The following is a 17,928-nucleotide window of genomic DNA, read 5'->3' as shown; positions in this document are numbered from 1 at the left end:
GCTTACTTGATCGGCCTTTCCCACCAGCAAGGAGAGGCAGATGCTCGATCGCAAGCCGATTTTCGACGAAGTTCGACAGTTGCTCGGCCGCGGGTTCACCGCCGCCGACGTCATCGCGCTGGACGCCGCGATCGACCGGGGACTGGGCGAGGAACCGCCCGCCGCCGCCGTTCCCACCCTCGGCGCGTCCGGCCGCGCGCTGATCCACAAATGGGAGGGTTGCGCCAGGCGCCGCGCCGATGGCCTTTTCGAAGCCTACCCCGATCCCGGCAGCAGGGACGGCAAGCCCTGGACCATCGGCTGGGGATCGACCGGCACCGATATCGGTCCGGGCACAGTCTGGACGCAGGCTCAGTGTGACGCCCGGTTCGAAAGCGAGATCGAGCGTTACGTCCGCCAGGTCCGCACGGCAATCGGCGGCGCGGCCACCACGCCCAACCAGTTCAATGCGCTGGTCTCTTTCCACTACAACACCGGGGCCATCGCCAAGGCCACGCTCACCCGCCTGCACAGGGAGGGCCGCTTCGCCGAAGCGGCGGCGCAGTTCGGGAAATGGATCTACAATGACGGCAAGGTGCTGGAAGGCCTGAAACGCAGGCGCGAGGACGAAGCCAAGCTTTACGCCCTCGCCTGAAGGATACCGCGCTTACTGGGCGATGGAGGGCACGCCGTCCTTGCGCACACCTTCGCCCACGTCGGCACGGCTGCGGGGATTGGCCACGGCGGCGGCGATCAGGCGTTCCTGATCCTCGGCGGCGAGACGCTCCCATCCGGTGCGGCCGAGCTTTTCCATGGGGCGGAAGCGCACCTTGTACTGCATCCGCGGCGAGCCTTCGACCCAGTAACCAAGGTAGACGTAGGATAGCCCCATCTCGGTGGCACGCTGGATATGATCGAGGATGATGTAGGTCCCCAGCCCCTGCCGCGCTTCGTGATGGGGATCGTAGAAGCTGTAGATCATCGACAGACCGTCGCACTGGCGGTCGGTCAGGCAGGCGCCGACGAGACGACCCGGCGTAACGCCGTCCACCGAAGGTTCGCGATACTCGATGACGTAGCTGGTGACGGGGGTATGTTCGACCATGTCCGCAAAGTCCACTTCGTCCATCGAGGTCATCCCGCCTTCGGGATGGCGCACCGAGAGATAGCTCTGGAGCAGTTCGAACTGTTCGCTGGTGGACCATGGCCGGCAGACCGTGGCGACCAGATCGCCGTTGCGCTTCATCAGGCGCTTCTGGGTGCTGGAGGCGACGAATTCATCCGCGACCACCCGCACCGAGACGCAAGCGTTGCAATCGAGGCAGGACGGGCGATAGGCCACCGTCTGGCTGCGGCGGAAGCCGATGCGGCCCAGCGCGTCGTTCAGCGAATCGGCGTGAGGGCCCTTGAGTTCGGTGAACACTTTCCGTTCGCTGCGGCCCGGCAGATAGGGGCACGGGGCCGGGCTGGTCACGAAGAACCGGGGAAAACGAACGGGTGCCGTCACGGACGAAGGTTATCCTCTAGACTGATGGAAAGCCGCCCCTCCCGGGGGATTCTCCGCGTTAGCCCTGAATATGCATAGCCGATGGGGCTGTTGAAAGCGTTTTAACCACGAATCCGGTTCAGCCTCGCCTGAATCGTGACCAAGTGGGTTCCGTTTTCGTCAGGTTGTCCCGGATCGGTTCTTTCCAGCCTGTGACCGTTAGCAGATATGGCCCACACAGTTAACACTGCCGCTTGTCCGAAAAAAGCAAAAGGCGGCGGAGGGAATGCCCCTCCGCCGCCTTTTGCGTTGATCCGGATGAATGCCGTTCGGGCCGATAACTACTCGGTCTCGACCTGCTTCACTTCGTAGCCTTCACGCCGCAGCCCCGCGACGAGCGCGTCGAGCTGGGCCTTGTCGCGCGCCTCGCACTCGATCTCGGTCACCAGGCCCTTGGCGGGCAGGTGCGTGAAGATGCGCTGGTGGAACACCTCGATGATGTTGACATTATGCTCGTGGAACACCTTGGCGACCTTGAACAGCGCGCCGGCACGGTCCTGAAGGCCGATCCGCAGGCGCGCAAGCCGGCCGGAGCGGGCAAGGTCGCGCAGCAGCACGTTCGCCAGCAGACGGGTATCGATGTTGCCGCCCGACAGGACGATGCCCACCTTGCGGCCCGCGAACAGTTCGCGGTTGGCCATGACCGCCGCGAGCCCGGTGGCGCCGGCGCCTTCCACCAGCGTCTTCTCGATCTGGAGCAGGAGCGCCAGCGCGCTCTCGATGCCTGATTCGCTTACCAGCAGGAACTCGTCGAGCAGTTCGCGCAGCACCGACGAGGTGAACTGGCCGGGCGCGAAGACCGCGATACCTTCCGCCAGCGTATCGCCGCCGATCGGCAGGCTGGTGCCCTTGAGCAGGTTGTACATCGAGGGATAGAGCTGCGCCTCGACACCGACGAGGCGGATATCCGGCTTGATCGCGCGGGCGGCCGTACCCATCCCGGTGGCAAGGCCGCCGCCGCCGATCGGCAGCACCAGCGTATCGATTTCCGGTACGTCCTCCAGCATTTCAAGCGCGACGGTGCCCTGCCCTGCGGCGACGTGCGGATGATCGAAGGGGTGGATGAAGGTCAGGCCGAGTTCGGTTTCCAGCTTGCGGGCATGGGCATAAGCCTCATCGAAGCTCTCACCCTCCAGGACCACTTTCCCGCCCACGCTCTCGGTCTGCATGACTTTCACGGTGGGGGTGGTGCGCGGCATCACGATGGTAACCGGCACGCCGAGCCGGGTGCCGTGATAGGACAGGCCCTGCGCATGGTTGCCAGCCGAGGCCGCGATCACGCCTCGCGATTTGCGCTCGTCGTCAAGCAGAAGAAGGGCATTGAGCGCGCCGCGTTCCTTGTAGGCGGCGGTGAACTGGAGGTTTTCGAACTTGAGCCAGATATCGGCGCCGGTGATCGCGCTGAGCGTCTTCGAATAGAGCGTCGGCGTGTGGACGACCTTGCCGATAATGCGCTCGGCCGCCGCACGAATGTCTTCGGCAGTCAGCAGGGCCTCTTGAGGCTCCGCGGCGATCTTGAGCAATGGCTGTTCCATGGCGCCGCGCCTAACGGAAAGCGGGACAAATGGAAAGCAAAGCGTTCGGAAAAATTCCCGGCCGCGATCAACCGGGTAATATTATTGTCCGGAATGCCGCTACCGAAGACATGCCCAGATCGCAACGCCGCTCGCCGTTGACGCCGTGCAGGCGCATGTTCCACCCCGGAACGAACAGATTCGATCCCGCTTGCGGTTTGCTTTCGTGCAAAAACCGCTAGAACCCTTGCCATGAGCGAAAAACGCAAGGTTTCCTTCATCGGGCTGGGTGTGATGGGCGGCGCGATCGCGCGGCATATCGCGCTGGCCGGACACGAACTCACCATCTTCAACCGCTCGCCCGAGCGGGCGCGCAAGTGGTCCGAAGACAATCCGGGCCTTGCCCATCGCATTGCCGCCAACCCTGCCCATGCGGCGCAGGACGCCGACGTGGTGATAACCTGCGTGGGCAACGACGACGATCTCTCGGAAGTCGTGCTCGGCCCGAACGGCGTGTTCCGCATGCTCAAGAAAGGCGGCGTGTTCATCGATCACACCACCGTCTCGGCACGCATCGCCCGCCAGATCTCGGTCGAGGCGCGGGACCTGCGCATCCATTGCGTGGACGCACCGATGACCGGATCGCAGATCGGCGCCGAAAAGGGCACGCTCACCCTGATGTGCGGCGGCCGCGATGAAGCCGTCGAAGCCGCGCATCCGGTGATGGAGGCCTATTCCAGCCGCATCGTCCACGTCGGCAAGGCGGGCTCCGGCCAGATCGCCAAGATGGCCAACCAGATCTGCATCGCCGGCAATGTCGCCGCGCTGGCCGAAGCCGTGCGCTTCGCACAGGCCTCCCATCTCGACATGGACAAGGTCTACGAGGCGATTTCCGGCGGCGCGGCGCAGTCCTGGCAGATGGACAATCGCTGGCACTCGATGAACGCCGACGATTTCGATTTCGGCTTCGCGATCGACTGGATGCGCAAGGATCTCGGCCTCAGCCTTGATGAGGGACGCGGGCTCGGCGTCTCGCTTCCCGTTGCCGCGCTGATCGACCAGTTCTTCGCCGACATCCAGGCACAGGGCGGCGGCCGTCTCGATACCAGCGCCATCATCAAGCGCCTCCCGAAGAAGGGCAGCAAGTGAATTCACGGAACGGCGCAGCCTTCGCGCTGCTGCTCGCCTCCACGGCCATCGCCGCATCCCCGGTGCTGGCCTCGAAAGCCCATGCCGACGTTCTCGTCGATAACGTCGATGGCGTCACGCCCGACGGCAAGGGCGGCGTGGAGCGCTTCGAAGGCTTCCTGATCGCCAATGACGGCCGCATCGCCGAAGTCTACCGCCATGGCGACAAGCGGCCCAAGAAGGTCGACTATCAGGTGGACGGTAAGGGCCGCGTGATCGTGCCCGGCATGATAGATGCGCACGGCCATGTCATGGGCACCGGCTTCGCGAAGATGACGCTGGACCTCTCGGCCACGAAATCGCTCGACGAGGCGCTTTCCCGCGTCGCCGCCTGGGCTGCGGCGCACCCGGACGCGCCGTGGATCCTCGGCAGCGGGTGGAACCAGGTACAATGGGGCCTGGACCGCATGCCCACCGCCGCCGAACTCGACCGGGTGACGGGCGGCAGGCCCGCCTGGCTGACCCGCGTGGACGGCCATGCCGGCTGGGCCAACGGTGCCGCCATCTCGGCCGCCGGCATCACCGCGACGACAGCCACCCCGCCCGGCGGCGAAATCCTGCGCATCACCGGGGGCAAGCAGCCCTCCGGCGTCTTCGTGGACGGCGCCATGCCGCTGATCGAGACGAAGCTGCCCAAGCCCCGCCCCGAGGACCGCGACACCGCCCTTGGCGAAGCGCAGCTTGCTCTGCTCGCCCAGGGAGTCACCGCGATCGCGGACATGGGCACTTCGATCGAGGACTGGCAGGCCATGCGCCGTGCCGCCGATTCGGGGCACCTGCGCATCCGCATCGTCAGCTATGCCGACGGCATCGACAACATGGCGCTGATCGGCGGCCCCCGCCCCACGCCGTGGCTCTATGAAGACCGGCTGAAGATGAACGGGGTGAAGCTCTACCTCGACGGTGCGCTGGGTTCGCGAGGGGCCTGGCTCAAGCGGCCCTACGCCGATGCGCCGAACAACAAGGGCCTTCCGCGCCTGAACGAGACCCAGCTCGGCAATCTCATGAGCCGCGCGGCGATGGACCACTTCCAGGTCGCCGTTCACGCCATCGGCGACCAGGCCAACGCCACCGTGCTCGATTCGATCCAGGACTTGTCGGCGACCTACAAGGGCGACCGGCGCTGGCGCATCGAACATGCCCAGATCGTGGACCCTGCGGATATCGCCCGCTTCGGAAAATTCGGCACGATAGCTTCCATGCAACCCCAGCATGAAGCTTCGGACCGCACGATGGCGGAAGCCCGGCTCGGGCCTGACCGCCTTGCCGGCGCCTATGCGTGGAAATCGATCGCGGCAGCGGGGGCAACGCTGGCCTTCGGTTCCGACACGCCGGTGGAGCCTTCGCAGCCTTTCGTCGGCCTTGCCGTTGCCATCACCCGCCAGGGGGCAGACGGGCAGCCCTTCAACGGCTGGCAGCCGCAGGAAGCGCTCAGCCGCGAAGCCGCGCTCAATGCCTATACAACCGGGGCAGCCTACGCGATGTTCGCGGAGGATCGCCTGGGTCGCATCGCCAAGGGATATCGGGCCGATTTTCTGTTCGTCGATGCCGACCCGATGCTGGCCACGCCCGAGAAGCTTCGCGCTACCCGCGTGCTTGAAACGTGGATCGGCGGTCAATTGGCATGGTCGGCGTCCAAGGACCGCGTGATCCCGGCCAAGGACGAGGCGGGAAAGTGAACCCCGCCGCGTAGCCCGGCAAGGGGAGCCAGATCCCCTTGCCTCAGGCGTTCAGGATATTGCCGGAGGTTCAGGCGACCGGCGTGCCGCTCTCGGCAGGGGCTTCTGCCTCTTCCGGGGTCTTTTCGCGCGCATCGCGCTTTTCGGTGAACCACATGAACAGCAGCGTGCCTTCGTAGAGCGCCAGCAGCGGCACCGCGAGCAGGAGCTGCGAAACGACGTCCGGCGGGGTCGCCACGGCTGCGATGATGAAGATGGCGACAACGGCATAGCGACGCGCACTGACACACTGCGCGCGGGTGATGATCCCGGCGCGGTTAAGCAGCATCAGCAGCACCGGCAGCAGGAAACTGATGCCGAAGGCGAGGATGAACTGCATGACGAGCGCGAGATAATCGCCGGTACCGGGCAGCGCTTCCAGCTTGAGGCCGCCCTTCTGCCCCTCGAAACCGAGGAAGAAGTGGAACGCGGTGGGCATGACTACGTAGTAGGCCAGCGCCGCGCCCATCGTGAAGAGGATCGGCGTTGCCACCAGGAACGGCAGGAACGCCTTCTTTTCCTTGGCGTAGAGGCCGGGCGCCACGAAAGCCCAGATCTGGTTGGCGATGACCGGGAAACTGACGAAGAAGGCCGCGAACAGCGCGATCTTCACCTCGACGAAGAAGGCTTCGTAGAGCTTGGTGTAGATCAGCTTGCCCTGCCCCGGCGGGAACGCTTCGGTCAACGGCCGGACGAGGAACGAGAAGATGTCGCCGGAAAAGTAGAAGCAGATGCCGAACGCTACCGCAAAGGCGAGGAAAGCCCGCAGCAGACGGGCCCGCAGTTCGATCAGGTGATCGAGCAGCGGAGCCTGCGAATCGTCGATATCGGAAATGCGGAATGGCTGCATGGCGCGCTTCTATCAGGGGGGCGGCGGCGGGAGGTGGAATTCGGCCTTCCCGCTGGAAGAGACGGTTTCGGGCTTGGCGGGGCCGCCCTTGTCGGCCCCCGCATCCGTAACCGGGCCATCCGCAACCGGCTTGTCTTCGGCAAGCTGCGGGATCGAAGGCGAAGCAGTGGGAGCCTGCATGTCGTTGATATCCGGCAAGACCGGATTCGCCTTCATGATGGCTTCGTTCTGTTCACGCCACTTGCGTTCCATGTCCTCCAGTTCGGCCTCGCGCACCATGGCGTCGATGCCTGCACGGAAATGGCCGGAAATCTTGCGCATCTTGCCGATCCAGCGGCCAGCCGTGCGCATTGCCAGGGGCATGTCCTTCGGCCCGATGACAACGACCGCCACGATGACGATCAGAAGCAGCTCTGAAGCACCTACGTCGAACATCGCGAGAGCGGGTCCGGCGCGTTCTTACGACTGCTCGGTCTTGTTCTCGGCGTTCGCCGGAGCAACCGGAGCGTCGGGCTGCTGAGCCGTGATCTGCGGGGCCGAAGCGGACGGCGTCTTGCTCGCCTCTTCCTCGTTCATGCCCTGCTTGAAGCTCTTGATGCCCTTGCCGAAGTCACCCATGATTTCCGACACGCGGCCGCGTCCGAACAGCACGAGCACGATCACCAGGACGATCATCCAGTGCCAGATCGAGAAGCTACCCATAACCTCAACTCCAAAAACCGTGCGACCGATTCCGATCGCATAGGGTCCATCTAGGCACTTTGGCGCGAACTTGCCAGTCCGTCATTGATCTGACCAAGTGCAGTCGCTCAGCGGTCATCTTCCGGGGAGAGGTCCGCGTCGTCGCCGTCCTCTGCGGCATCGGCCGCCGCTTCCTCGTCCTCGCCGGGCACCTTGCCGGGGCGCAGCGCGGTTTCGATCATCTCGTCATCCACAGGATCGAGCAGGCCCGCCGCGCGCAGTTCCTCCAGCCCCGGCAGTTCCCGCAAGGAGCCGAGCCCGAAATGTGCCAGGAAATCCGGCGTCGTCGCGTAGATCACCGGACGCCCCGGCACCTCGCGGCGGCCGGCAACGCGCACCCAGCCCGCCTCCATCAGCACGTCGAGCGTGCCCTTGGCCGTCTGCACGCCGCGAATCGCCTCGATCTCGGCGCGGCTGACCGGCTCGTGATAGGCGACGATCGCCAGCACCTCGGTGGCGGCGCGGGAAAGGCGGCGCACGTCCTCCTTCTCGCGGCGCAGCAGATGGGCAAGATCGGGCGCGGTCTCGAAATGCCAGCGCTTGCCGCGTTCCACCAGGAGCACGCCGCGCCCCTGGTAATGCGCCTGAAGCTGGACGAGCGCGGAGCGGACCTCCGCCTGTCCGAGGTGGTTCGATATCTGCTCGACCGTCAGCGGCTGCTCGGCGGCGAACAGCGTCGCCTCCACCGCGCGGAGTAGGTCATCCATGGATTGTGTCATCTTACTTGCAGGCCTTGAGGCGAAGCGGCCCGAAGGTCCGTTCCTGCGCGATCTCGGCCCTGCCGGTACGCGCCAGTTCGAGCGCGGCGACGAAGCTGGAGGCCAGTGCGGAGCGGCGCAGTTGCGGGTTGGCCCAGCTTTCGCTCGCAGGGGGAAGGAAATCGCGCAGGTCCATCCACTCCAGCGATACGCCCAGCATCGAGGATACGCGGGCAATCGCGCTGTCCAGCGTCATGACCATGCGTTCGCGAACCATGTGGACCACCGGCTGGCTGCGCACCTTCACATCGCCATAAGCGCGCACGAGGTCGTACCAAGAGCACTGCCAGGCCGACTTGCGCTCCACCCTGAGACCTTCCGGCGCGCCGCGCACGAAGACATCGCGGCCAAGGCGATCGCGCCCCATCAGGCGTGCTGCCGCCTCGCGCATCGCACCCAGGCGTTGCAGTCGCAGCTGCAGGCGCAAGGCCAGTTCTTCCGGCCCCGGATCGGCCTGCTCCTCTTTGGGGAGCAGCAGCGCGGACTTGAGGTAGGCAAGCCAGGCCGCCATCACCAGATAGTCCGCCGCCAGTTCCAGCCGCAGCGCTTCGGCCTGCTCGATATAATCGAGGTAAGCCGCGACCAGTTCGAGGATCGAGATACGGCGCAAGTCCACCTTCTGCCGCCGCGCAAGGTCGAGCAGCAGGTCGAGCGGCCCTTCCCAGCCGTCGATCTCCAGATAGAGCGCTTCCTTGCGGGCTTCGGCCCGTTCCTCTCCATCCCAACCGGCATCGACGGCGGAAACGTCAAGGGAAAGCTGCGAAGGCGCGTCCATGCTCAGGCCGCCTGCGCCAGCAAGGCATCGCGCCGGGCGAGAAGTTTGGCGTGAGTGCCCGTCGGCGTCGCACCGGCGACCGAGGCCAGCGCACGCTCCATCCGCTCTGCCGCCTGCACCGGCATAGCCGGCACGCGATTGGCGATGCCGACCATGTCGTCCATCTTCGCCCAGCAGTTGAGCGCCAGGTCGCAGCCCGCGGCGATCGCGCGCTCGGCCAGTTCGGGCACGCTGCCGGACAGCGCCTGCATGTCGAGGTCGTCGCTCATCAGCAGGCCGGTGAAGCCGATGCGCCCGCGAATGATCTCCCGGATCACCACGGGAGACAATGTCGCCGGATTTTCCGCATCCCAGGCCGTGTAGCGCACATGCGCGGTCATTCCGAACGCCGCGTCCTTCAGTGTGCGGAACGGCGCGATGTCGCGTTCCAGTTCCTCTTCGCCGGCTTCGACGGTCGGCAGTTCCTTGTGACTGTCCGCCATGGCGCGGCCGTGGCCGGGGATATGCTTGACGCAGCCGACGATCCCGGCGCGGGCAAGGCCCTGAAGCGTGGCGCGACCGAGCGCGGCAACGCGCATCGGGTCGGCGCCGAAGGAGCGGTCTCCCACGATGTCGTGCGCGCCGGGATGGCGCACGTCGAGCGGCGGATGGCAATCAGCGGTGACGCCCACTTCCGCAAGGTCGAGCCCCAGCGCTTCGGCATTGTCCCGCGCCGCCTCGATCGCACTGGCGGGGGCGAGGTCGTAAAGCCTGTCGAACACCTCGCCCGGCGGATAGGCGCACCATACCGGCGGCTTCATCCGCGCGACGCGGCCGCCTTCCTGGTCGATGGTGATGTAAAGCCGATCACGCCCGTGGATGGTCCGCAGTTCATCGGTAAGCGCGCGAAGCTGCTCGCGGTCCTGCACGTTGCGGCCGAACAGGATGTAGCCGGCGGGGTCGGCATCGCGAAAGAACGCGCGCTCGTCGGCGCTGAGGGTCAGCCCGGAAAGGCCAAAGATGGCGGGTGTCATAAGCGCGCTTGGTCACAGGATTCTGCGATTTTCGCAAGAATTCGGGCTTCGGGAAGTGTGGACAGGACAGGGAGAACCCCCTCCCCGGCGCCCCGCCATGGGGGACGGGGGAGCCCGGAAAGCCGGGAGCTCCCTGCTTTCCCCTGCCTTACTGCTTCACCTGGCAGCTCAGCCCGGCCGATTTCATGCCGCTGCACAGCGCCCGCGCTGCCGCGAGATCACCCGGTACGGCCTGAAGACGGTAGACCTTGCCGATGTCCGCCTGCCCTTCGACGATCCGGTGGCTGACGCCGGAGAGCGCGGGATATTGCACCTTGAGCGCATTCCAGCCGGCTTCGGCGGTGGGCTTGGAGGTATAGGCGCCGACCTGCACGCCGACACCGCTCACGACCGGTTCCGGCTTCGCCGCGGCGCTGGCAGCCGGCGAAGGCTTGGCGGCGGGCTTCGCGGCGGGCGAAGGCTGCGGGGCGGGCTGACCGTCGAAGCCCGGACCCGGCGTATCGCCCTGGCCGATCTGCGGGATGCGGCTCTGGCCTTCGGCGACGGCGTAGCTCGTATCCCCGGTGCCGGCCACGACGTCTCCGCCGGGATTTTCCGGCCGGGTCTTGTAAGGGGTCTTGGGCGCTTCGATCACGCCGCCGCTGGCGACCAGCGGCTGCTCCGAACTCTGGCGCGTAGCCCACCAGATACCGCCGACGATGACGAGAATGGCAACGACCGCCAGCGCGACGAGCAGCAGGGTCTGGCCTGAGCCGCCACCCTGCTGGTCTTCGAATTCCTCATCCTCGCCTTCGAGCCAGGGCAGGCGGACATCCTCGTCGCCCAATTCCAGCTTACCGGGTTCCATCTGGCCGGGTTCCATCTGGCCGGGCTCGTCGTAGCCCGAGATGCTGCCGGAGCGGTTCGCGTTCAGGTCGTCGTGAAACGTGCCCCTGCGATCCTCTCCGCCTTCCTGATTCTGGCCCCAGTTCGCCATGGCTTACATTTCCTCCACTGCCTCGACGCCCAGCAGCGCGAGACCATTGCGGACAAGCTGCCCGATCTGCGCCGCCAGGAAAAGCCGGGCGCTGGTAAGATTACCGTCGGCGGCGTTAACAAAGCGCTTTTCGACGCGGTCGTTGCCGAGATTCCAGTAGCCGTGGAACGCGGCCGCCACGTCGCCGAGGAAGAAGGCGATGCGGTGCGGTTCGCGCGCGGCGGCGGCGGCTTCGACGATGCGCGGGAACTGCGCGGCCAGCTTGACCAGCTCCAGTTCTTCCGCGCCCAGCAGTTCGAGGTGCTCGGACGAAGGCTTGAATCCGCCCTCGGCCTCACCCTTGCGCAGGGTCGAGTGGACGCGGGCATTGGCGTACTGCACGTAGAACACCGGGTTGTCCTTCGAGGCTTCGACCACCTTGGCGAAGTCGAAGTCCATCTGCGCTTCCGGCTTGCGGGTCAGCATGGTGAAGCGCACGACGTCCTTGCCCACTTCGGTGACGACTTCGGCCAGCGTGACGAAGTTGCCCGAACGCTTGGACATCTTCACCGGCTCGCCGTCGCGCAGGAGCTGGACCATCTGCACCAGCTTGATCTCGAACGGCGTGGGTTCTCCATCGGCGCCGGTCATGGCAGCCACGGCGGCCTTGATGCGCTTGACGGTGCCTGCGTGGTCAGCACCCCAGATGTCCACCAGCGCGTCGGCGCTCTGGGCCTTCTGGAAGTGGTAGGCGAGGTCGGCGCCGAAGTAGGTCCAGGTGCCGTCCGACTTCTTGATCGGGCGGTCCTGATCGTCGCCGAACTGGGTGGACCTGAACAGCGGCAGTTCCACCGCTTCCCAGTCCTCAAGCGTCTTGCCCTTGGGCGCTTCGAGCACGCCGTCGTAGACGAGGCCCTTCGAACGCAGCCATGCCTCGGCCTCGTCCGGCTTGCCCGAGGCCTGAAGCTCGGCTTCCGAGGAGAACAGGTCGTGATGGATGCCCAGCAGCGCGAGGTCCTGCTTGATCATCACCAGCATGGCGGCAACGGCCTTCTCGCGGAACAGCACAAGCCATTCCGATTCCGGCGCTTCGGCGTAAGTGTCGCCGAATTCGGCGGCAAGTTGCTGGCCGACCGGGATCAGGTATTCGCCCGGATAGAGCCCCTCGGGGATCGCGCCGACGTCATGGCCCAGCGCTTCACGATAACGCACATGCGCCGAGCGGGCGAGCACCTGCACCTGCGCGCCGGCATCGTTGACGTAGTATTCCTTGATGACCTTGTGGCCCGCGAACTCCAGCAGAGTCGCCAGTGCATCGCCGACGACCGCGCCGCGGCAGTGGCCCATGTGCATCGGACCCGTGGGGTTCGCCGAAACGTATTCCACGTTGACGGTGGCGCCGCCGCCCATGGCCGAGCGACCATAGTCCGCGCCCATCGCGCCGATCGCGCGCAGTTCGGCGATCCAGGTGGCGTCGGAAAGGCGAAGGTTGATGAAACCGGGTCCGGCGATCTCCGCCGAAGTCACCGAATCGAGCTTCGACAGCTCCGTCACCAGCGCTTCGGCCAGGTCGCGCGGCTTCATGCCGGCGGGCTTGGAGAGCACCATCGCCGCATTGGTCGAAAGATCGCCGTGCGAAGTATCGCGCGGCGGCTCGACCGTGATCGCGCTTCGCTTCAGGCCGCCGGGCAGCGTGCCGGCTGCTTCGAGCGCATCGAGCGCGGCGTTGAGGTGGCCTGCGAAGGCGGCGTAAAGGGTCTGGTTATCGCTCATCCGCGCGCGGATAGCCGAAGTGCGGCGAAAGGGAAACAGGCTGCACGAGGACGGACGGGTTTACGCGGCACGCCCGATCGGGGCAGACCCCGGTCAATCCTGCGGAGCCACGCTCGCGCCGCGATGCGCGATGGCGCCTCGCGGGAGCCCCGGCCGCCCCGGAAAGCGCAGGATCAGGAAGCCCCGGCGTTCACGAATGCCTGGACGCGCAGGCGCGGGAACACTTCCTCGATCGGCTTGGTATCGGGCAGGACATAGACATATCCGCCCTTCTTCTCGAACAGCGGGCGAACCTTGCCGTAGAAGGCGACCGGGACGTTGATGCACCCGAAAGTGATCCGGTTGTCCTCGATCGTGGGCGACAGCATTCGGTCGCGGCGGTGTTCCTTGTTGGCGGGCGGAATGGTGTGAAGCGCCACCGAGGTCGCATAGTCCACCCACAGCACCCGCTGGCGTCCCGCGGCCCAGCCGAACCGGGCAAGGAACCGCCCGGCAGGCGTGGTCTTCTCGGCAGGCCCGATCTCGGAAAGGGATTTCGCCCCGACGCCGGGCGTGGCGTCGTCGCCCAGGGCGATGCCCACCAGCGCAGGCCCTTCGGAAACCAGTTCGCCCTTGGCATTGAACAGGAAGACCGCAGCGGACTTCTTGTCGACGATGACATAGGGCAGCGAACGGTTGTCGCCGGAGGAGGCCACCCAGTCGGCGACCCGCGCGGTATCCTCGGAACGCGCCATCGGCGGCTTCGGTGCGGGGGCAGCCTTTTTCGCCCGCTTCTTCCCGGCGGTCTTCGCAGAAGTGCCGGTCTTCCCGGCAGGCGCCTTGGCCTTCTTCGCGGCAGTAGTGGCGGAAGCGGGCGCATTCGCCGCCTGCGCGGCCGGGGCAACGGCCAGCGTGGCCAGACCGACCAGCGCCAGGAACACCTTCATCATCGATCGGAGCACTCGGGAAGAACGGTCGGCGCCAGGAGCGGCGCCGACGCTTATAGTCAGCCTGTAACCGGCAAGTGTCCGGGGCGAAACCCCGGACGTGCCGTCAGAAGCGGTCCGTCAGTTGCGAGCGCGCTTGCGCTGGGCCTGGGCCATCTGCTGCTCGACGCCATCGACGCGGCCGTTGAGCTGGTCGATGCGCTGGCCGTTGTTCTGGGCCTGGCCCGATGCAGCCTGCGCTTCGGCAAGAGCCTGCTTGGCGGTGCCGTCGGTCTGCTGGAGACGCGAGTCGAGCCCGTCGATGCGCTGGTTCACGGTCGCGATCTGTTCGCGCACGAAGCCCTTGCTGGCGCAGCCGCCCAGACCCATGGCGCCAACCATGACGACGACGGCGGGAGCAAGCTTCAAAAGTGACGGCGACATGGAATTCTCCTGATTGTTAACAATTGTGCAATTGTCCAAGCCCAGCAGCGCTTTTCCGACAACGCGATTCTGGCCGGTCGTGCTTCTGCTCAGGTGAACGGAGGCCCGCGCATTCCGTGGGTTTCGAGTATGAACAACGGTTCATTTCCAGCCTGAACAACGGTTAATCTCCAACATTAACAGTTGTTCATATTGCAACCGCAAAATGCCTGAGTCGGCACCGTTCCGACCGCGCGGCGGCGCCCCTTCAAAAGCCGCGCGAAGGCGTGTATTCGCCCGGCCATGCCTTCCACCCAGAATCCCAGGACCTACCGGGTCAAGAGCTTCGGCTGCCAGATGAACGTCTATGACGGCGAACGCATGGCCGAACTGCTCGCCGAACAGGGCATTGCCGCCGCGCCCGAGGGCGAGGATGCCGATCTCGTCGTCCTCAACACCTGCCACATCCGCGAAAAGGCGGCGGAGAAGGTCTATTCCGATATCGGCCGCCTTCGCCGCGCCGACGGGTCCTCGCCGCTGATCGCCGTTGCCGGCTGCGTCGCGCAGGCCGAAGGCAACGAGATCATGAAGCGCGCGCCCGCGGTGAAGATGGTGGTCGGCCCGCAGGCCTATCACCGCCTGCCCGACATGATCCGCGAAGCCGGCGAAGGCCGCCGCGTCACCGATACCGACATGCCGGCGGAAACCAAGTTCGGCGCCCTGCCGAAACGCAGGCGCTCGGGCCCCACCGCCTTCCTCACCGTTCAGGAAGGCTGCGACCGGTTCTGCACGTATTGCGTGGTTCCCTATACCCGCGGCGCCGAAGTCTCGCGCCCCTACGCCGATCTGGTCGACGAGGCGAAGCGGCTGGTAGACGCCGGCGCGCGCGAGATCATGCTGCTGGGCCAGAACGTCAACGCCTGGACCGGCGAGGACGCCAGGGGGCGCCGCGTCGGCCTTGACGGGCTGATCCGCGAACTGGCCGGGATCGCCGATCTCGCCCGCATCCGCTATACCACCAGCCATCCCAACGACATGGTGGACGGGCTGATCGCGGCCCACGCGGAAGTCGAAAAGCTGATGCCCTACCTTCACCTGCCGGTACAGGCGGGGAGCGACCGGGTGCTGAAGGCGATGAACCGCAGCCACACCGCCGAAAGCTATCTCAAAGTGCTGGACAAGGTACGTGCGGCGCGGCCGGACATCGCCCTTTCCGGCGACTTCATCGTCGGTTTCCCCGGCGAGACCGATGCCGAGTTCGAGGATACGCTCAAGCTCGTCGATGCGGTCGGCTATGCCCAGTGCTTCAGCTTCAAGTACAGCCCGCGCGCAGGCACGCCCGCCGCGACGATGGCAGGCCAGGTTCCCGCCGAAGTCATGACCGAACGGATCCTGCGCCTTCAGGCCGCGCTGGGCCGGGACCAGACCGCCTTCAACCAGGCCTCGGTCGGCAAGACCTGCGACGTACTGGTGGAACGCAAGGGCAAGTTCCCCGGCCAGTGGCTCGGCAAGTCGCCATGGCTGCAGTCGGTCTATTTCGACGGCGATGTCGCGGTGGGCGATCTGGTGACGGTGGAACTGACCGAAGCCGGCTACAACGCGATCTCGGCAAGGCTGCTGAGCCCGGGCCACCCGTGAGGGAAGAGCGGGCGGCGGAACAGCGGGCGGCACTGGTTCTCATCCCCGGCCTGTCCTGCGACCGGCACGTCTGGCAGGCGCAGGTCTCGGGCCTTTCGGGGATCGCGGATATCTCCATCGGCGATACCCTGAAGGACGATTCGATCGCCCTGATGGCCAGCCGCGTGCTTGAAGCGGCACCGGCACGGTTCGCCGTGGCCGGGTTCTCGATGGGCGGTTATGTCGCCATGGAAATCTGGCGCCGCGCGCCCGAGCGGGTGCTTCGCCTCGCCCTTGTCGACACCAATGCGCGGGGGGACACCCCGGAACAGGCGGACTTGCGCCGCGCCGCGATCCGCACCGCGCAGACCCGCGGCTTCGAAAGCGTGCTGCGCGGTTCGCTGCGCCAGCTCGTCGCGCCGGAATGCCCCGAAGCGCTGTTCGAGGAGGTCGTGCAGATGGCCCAGCGCGTGGGTTTCGGCACGTACATGGACCAGCAGGCCGCGATCATCGACCGCGCCGATTCGCTGGAGACGCTCGCCACCGTCACCGTGCCCGCCATGGTCATGGTCGGAGCGGCCGATGCCCTCACCCCGCCCCGGCTTGCCGAGGAAATGGTGCAGGCCCTGCCCGGCGCCACTTACGAAGTGATCGCGGGAGCCGGGCACATGGCGCCGATGGAGCAGCCAGACGCCGTCAACGCCGCCTTCCGCCGCTGGCTTATCAGTCGAGCGGCTTGAGCGCGCCTTCCGCGATCAGCGGCTTGCTTACCGGCTCCGCGTCGGCGCTCACTTCCACGCTGGCATTGGTGGGATAGCTTTTGCCGGTGAAGCGCAGCCGCGAGACACCTTCCGCCATGCCGCCACCCGAAACGGTGACGGCCAGATCGCGCCAACCGTGGGACTTGCTCTCCAGCACGCCCACCGGAAGCTGGACGACGCTGGTTTCGCTCACCTTGCGAAGATCGGCGCCCTCGCGCTTCAGCACCACGAGATTGCATCCGCCGGTGCCGCAGAACATCGGCCCGCCGAGATAGACGAGCACCTCGGGCATGCCGTCGCCGTCGAGGTCGGTCTCGGCGGCGGCGTACTGCAACTTGCCGAGGTCGGTGGAGAGCGCATCCTTGTGATTGGCGCGAATCCAGTCCTCCACCGTCATCGTTGCGGGTGCGGTGACATCCTCCGCCGGTTCCGCCGAAGCGGTGGCCTCGGGCGGGGCGGCATCCTTCTTGCAGCCCGCCAGCGAGAGGCCAAGGACCAGAACGGGGGCGAGCGCCAGAATCCTGGCGGCGGGAGTTTTCCTGCTCATGCCCGCAAGGCTAGCCGCTTGCCCACCCCTGCCGCAAGATCGCCCTGTCGCAGACGGCGCACGAACGGCACGCATGGAAAGGGCCCCCGGCTTTTGCCGGAGGCCCTCCGCGACCCGCCCGGGTCAAGCCCGGCGGCGGTATTCTTACCAGAAGAAACCATTGTGGATGGTGACGACCCGGCCCGAACGCATGTTCACCATGGCCACGTCATTGCCGTAACGAACCCAGCGATGGCCGGCGCGCGGCGCGGGAAGGCGATAGCGGCCATAGTCGTTCACCCAGTAGCGGCTGCCGTAGTAGGACGGCTGGAAGCGGTGGCCGACGGCGACCGGGCGATAGTGATAGCCGCGCGGGCCGACATAGGCGGGACGGCGGTAATCGCCGCGATGGGCCTGGCGATAGTCGCGCCAGTCTTCGCGCAGTTCGCGGCGGTCGCGGTTGAGCTGGCGCTGCGACTTGTCGGCCGCGCGGTAATCGCCGCGGCGCACGTCGCGATCGACGCGGCGTTCGCTCTGGCGGACATCGCGGGCGCTTTCGCGGACTTCGCGGGCGCTCTGCGCCGAAGCCATGGTCGGCACCGCCGCTGCGGGAATGATGACGCTTGCTGCCAGGGCGGCCATGATGAACTTGCGCATTATGCTTCTCCTTGAACCGAGCGACCCATGATCCCCGAAGGGGCCTGGTCGGTCTGTGAGTTCAGGTTTGCACCCCGCAAGCTGAACGGACTTAAAATGTTGTTTGCAGGAAAATTTCAGGTGTGTCGCAAGCCTGCGACAAATCGCGGGCAGCGCGCCGAAACGGGAGGTTATCCCCCATGAAGCGAGCAATTTTCGAATAGAAGCGCCTTGCAGGAAACGATGCGCG

19 protein-coding genes are annotated in these 17,928 nt (G+C 66.0%); 5 read left to right on the top strand and 14 right to left on the bottom strand.

Features of this window, described 5'->3' with window-relative positions; translation table 11 throughout:
- Positions 1–40 precede the first annotated feature (40 nt).
- On the top strand, positions 41–634 hold the full coding sequence (locus U9J33_RS03405) for a lysozyme (RefSeq protein ID WP_054436978.1): 594 nt from the start codon (positions 41–43) through the stop codon (positions 632–634).
- Between the two features lie 12 nt (positions 635–646).
- Here the strand turns inward: U9J33_RS03405 and U9J33_RS03400 are convergent, their stop codons facing one another.
- Together U9J33_RS03400 and U9J33_RS03395 are read right to left on the bottom strand one after the other, a co-directional pair.
- Positions 647–1,486 (bottom strand): arginyltransferase, encoded by an 840-nt coding sequence (locus tag U9J33_RS03400; RefSeq protein WP_185998134.1) that lies wholly within the window; start codon positions 1,484–1,486, stop codon positions 647–649.
- 320 nt (positions 1,487–1,806) lie between these two features.
- On the bottom strand, positions 1,807–3,060 hold the full coding sequence (locus tag U9J33_RS03395; protein ID WP_132469862.1) for a threonine ammonia-lyase: 1,254 nt from the start codon (positions 3,058–3,060) through the stop codon (positions 1,807–1,809).
- 231 nt (positions 3,061–3,291) lie between these two features.
- Between U9J33_RS03395 and U9J33_RS03390 the strand changes: the two genes are divergently transcribed.
- Positions 3,292–4,188 (top strand): NAD(P)-dependent oxidoreductase, encoded by an 897-nt coding sequence (locus U9J33_RS03390; protein WP_054436973.1) that lies wholly within the window; start codon positions 3,292–3,294, stop codon positions 4,186–4,188.
- 26 nt (positions 4,189–4,214) lie between these two features.
- Entirely contained in the window at positions 4,215–5,906 is a 1,692-nt protein-coding gene (locus U9J33_RS03385; protein ID WP_420719873.1) for an amidohydrolase, read from the top strand.
- A gap of 70 nt (positions 5,907–5,976) precedes the next feature.
- Here the strand turns inward: U9J33_RS03385 and tatC are convergent, their stop codons facing one another.
- The 10 genes from tatC to U9J33_RS03335 all read right to left on the bottom strand — a co-directional run bounded on the left by tatC (position 5,977) and on the right by U9J33_RS03335 (position 14,159).
- Positions 5,977–6,795 carry a twin-arginine translocase subunit TatC gene (gene tatC / locus U9J33_RS03380; RefSeq protein WP_054436971.1) on the bottom strand — a complete coding sequence of 273 codons (819 nt, stop codon included), beginning with the start codon at positions 6,793–6,795 and terminating at the stop codon, positions 5,977–5,979.
- A gap of 12 nt (positions 6,796–6,807) precedes the next feature.
- The gene (gene tatB / locus U9J33_RS03375) at positions 6,808–7,230 is read right to left on the bottom strand and encodes a Sec-independent protein translocase protein TatB (RefSeq protein ID WP_324697888.1); all 423 of its coding nucleotides are present in this window, start codon (positions 7,228–7,230) and stop codon (positions 6,808–6,810) included.
- A 24-nt stretch (positions 7,231–7,254) separates the two neighbouring features.
- Complete coding sequence (locus U9J33_RS03370; RefSeq protein ID WP_185998136.1) at positions 7,255–7,497, bottom strand: twin-arginine translocase TatA/TatE family subunit; 243 nt, start codon at positions 7,495–7,497, stop codon at positions 7,255–7,257.
- Between the two features lie 107 nt (positions 7,498–7,604).
- Complete coding sequence (gene scpB / locus U9J33_RS03365) at positions 7,605–8,255, bottom strand: SMC-Scp complex subunit ScpB (RefSeq protein WP_185998137.1); 651 nt, start codon at positions 8,253–8,255, stop codon at positions 7,605–7,607.
- Position 8,256: 1 nt separating this feature from the next.
- Positions 8,257–9,069: a ScpA family protein gene (locus U9J33_RS03360; RefSeq protein ID WP_324697885.1), complete on the bottom strand. Its 813-nt coding sequence runs from the start codon at positions 9,067–9,069 to the stop codon at positions 8,257–8,259.
- 2 nt (positions 9,070–9,071) lie between these two features.
- Positions 9,072–10,082 carry a beta-N-acetylhexosaminidase gene (nagZ, locus tag U9J33_RS03355; RefSeq protein ID WP_324697883.1) on the bottom strand — a complete coding sequence of 337 codons (1,011 nt, stop codon included), beginning with the start codon at positions 10,080–10,082 and terminating at the stop codon, positions 9,072–9,074.
- Between the two features lie 148 nt (positions 10,083–10,230).
- Positions 10,231–11,058 (bottom strand): SPOR domain-containing protein, encoded by an 828-nt coding sequence (locus U9J33_RS03350; protein WP_324697881.1) that lies wholly within the window; start codon positions 11,056–11,058, stop codon positions 10,231–10,233.
- Between the two features lie 3 nt (positions 11,059–11,061).
- The gene (argS, locus tag U9J33_RS03345; RefSeq protein ID WP_324697879.1) at positions 11,062–12,810 is read right to left on the bottom strand and encodes an arginine--tRNA ligase; all 1,749 of its coding nucleotides are present in this window, start codon (positions 12,808–12,810) and stop codon (positions 11,062–11,064) included.
- 173 nt (positions 12,811–12,983) lie between these two features.
- Positions 12,984–13,739, bottom strand: a complete 756-nt coding sequence (locus tag U9J33_RS03340) for a hypothetical protein (protein WP_324697877.1) — start codon at positions 13,737–13,739, stop codon at positions 12,984–12,986.
- A 117-nt stretch (positions 13,740–13,856) separates the two neighbouring features.
- Positions 13,857–14,159 carry a hypothetical protein gene (locus U9J33_RS03335; protein ID WP_054436956.1) on the bottom strand — a complete coding sequence of 101 codons (303 nt, stop codon included), beginning with the start codon at positions 14,157–14,159 and terminating at the stop codon, positions 13,857–13,859.
- Between the two features lie 282 nt (positions 14,160–14,441).
- Here U9J33_RS03335 and miaB point away from each other — a divergent pair, with 282 nt between their 5' ends.
- Both miaB and U9J33_RS03325 read left to right on the top strand, forming a co-directional pair.
- A complete protein-coding gene (gene miaB / locus U9J33_RS03330) occupies positions 14,442–15,776 on the top strand; it encodes a tRNA (N6-isopentenyl adenosine(37)-C2)-methylthiotransferase MiaB (protein WP_185998140.1) in 1,335 nt (444 codons plus the stop codon).
- Entirely contained in the window at positions 15,773–16,495 is a 723-nt protein-coding gene (locus tag U9J33_RS03325; protein WP_324697874.1) for an alpha/beta fold hydrolase, read from the top strand. The genes miaB and U9J33_RS03325 overlap by 4 nt, the downstream gene beginning before the upstream one ends.
- Here the strand turns inward: U9J33_RS03325 and U9J33_RS03320 are convergent.
- Both U9J33_RS03320 and U9J33_RS03315 read right to left on the bottom strand, forming a co-directional pair.
- Positions 16,479–17,063 carry a hypothetical protein gene (locus U9J33_RS03320; RefSeq protein WP_324697872.1) on the bottom strand — a complete coding sequence of 195 codons (585 nt, stop codon included), beginning with the start codon at positions 17,061–17,063 and terminating at the stop codon, positions 16,479–16,481. The genes U9J33_RS03325 and U9J33_RS03320 overlap by 17 nt on opposite strands.
- Before the next feature lie 144 nt (positions 17,064–17,207).
- Positions 17,208–17,699 carry an RcnB family protein gene (locus U9J33_RS03315; protein ID WP_054436949.1) on the bottom strand — a complete coding sequence of 164 codons (492 nt, stop codon included), beginning with the start codon at positions 17,697–17,699 and terminating at the stop codon, positions 17,208–17,210.
- Positions 17,700–17,928 lie beyond the last annotated feature (229 nt).

This window comes from Novosphingobium sp. RL4 (genome assembly GCF_035658495.1).
Lineage (GTDB): Bacteria > Pseudomonadota > Alphaproteobacteria > Sphingomonadales > Sphingomonadaceae > Novosphingobium.
Note: the sequence above shows the minus strand (reverse complement) of the source record. Positions and strands in the feature narration are given on the sequence as shown.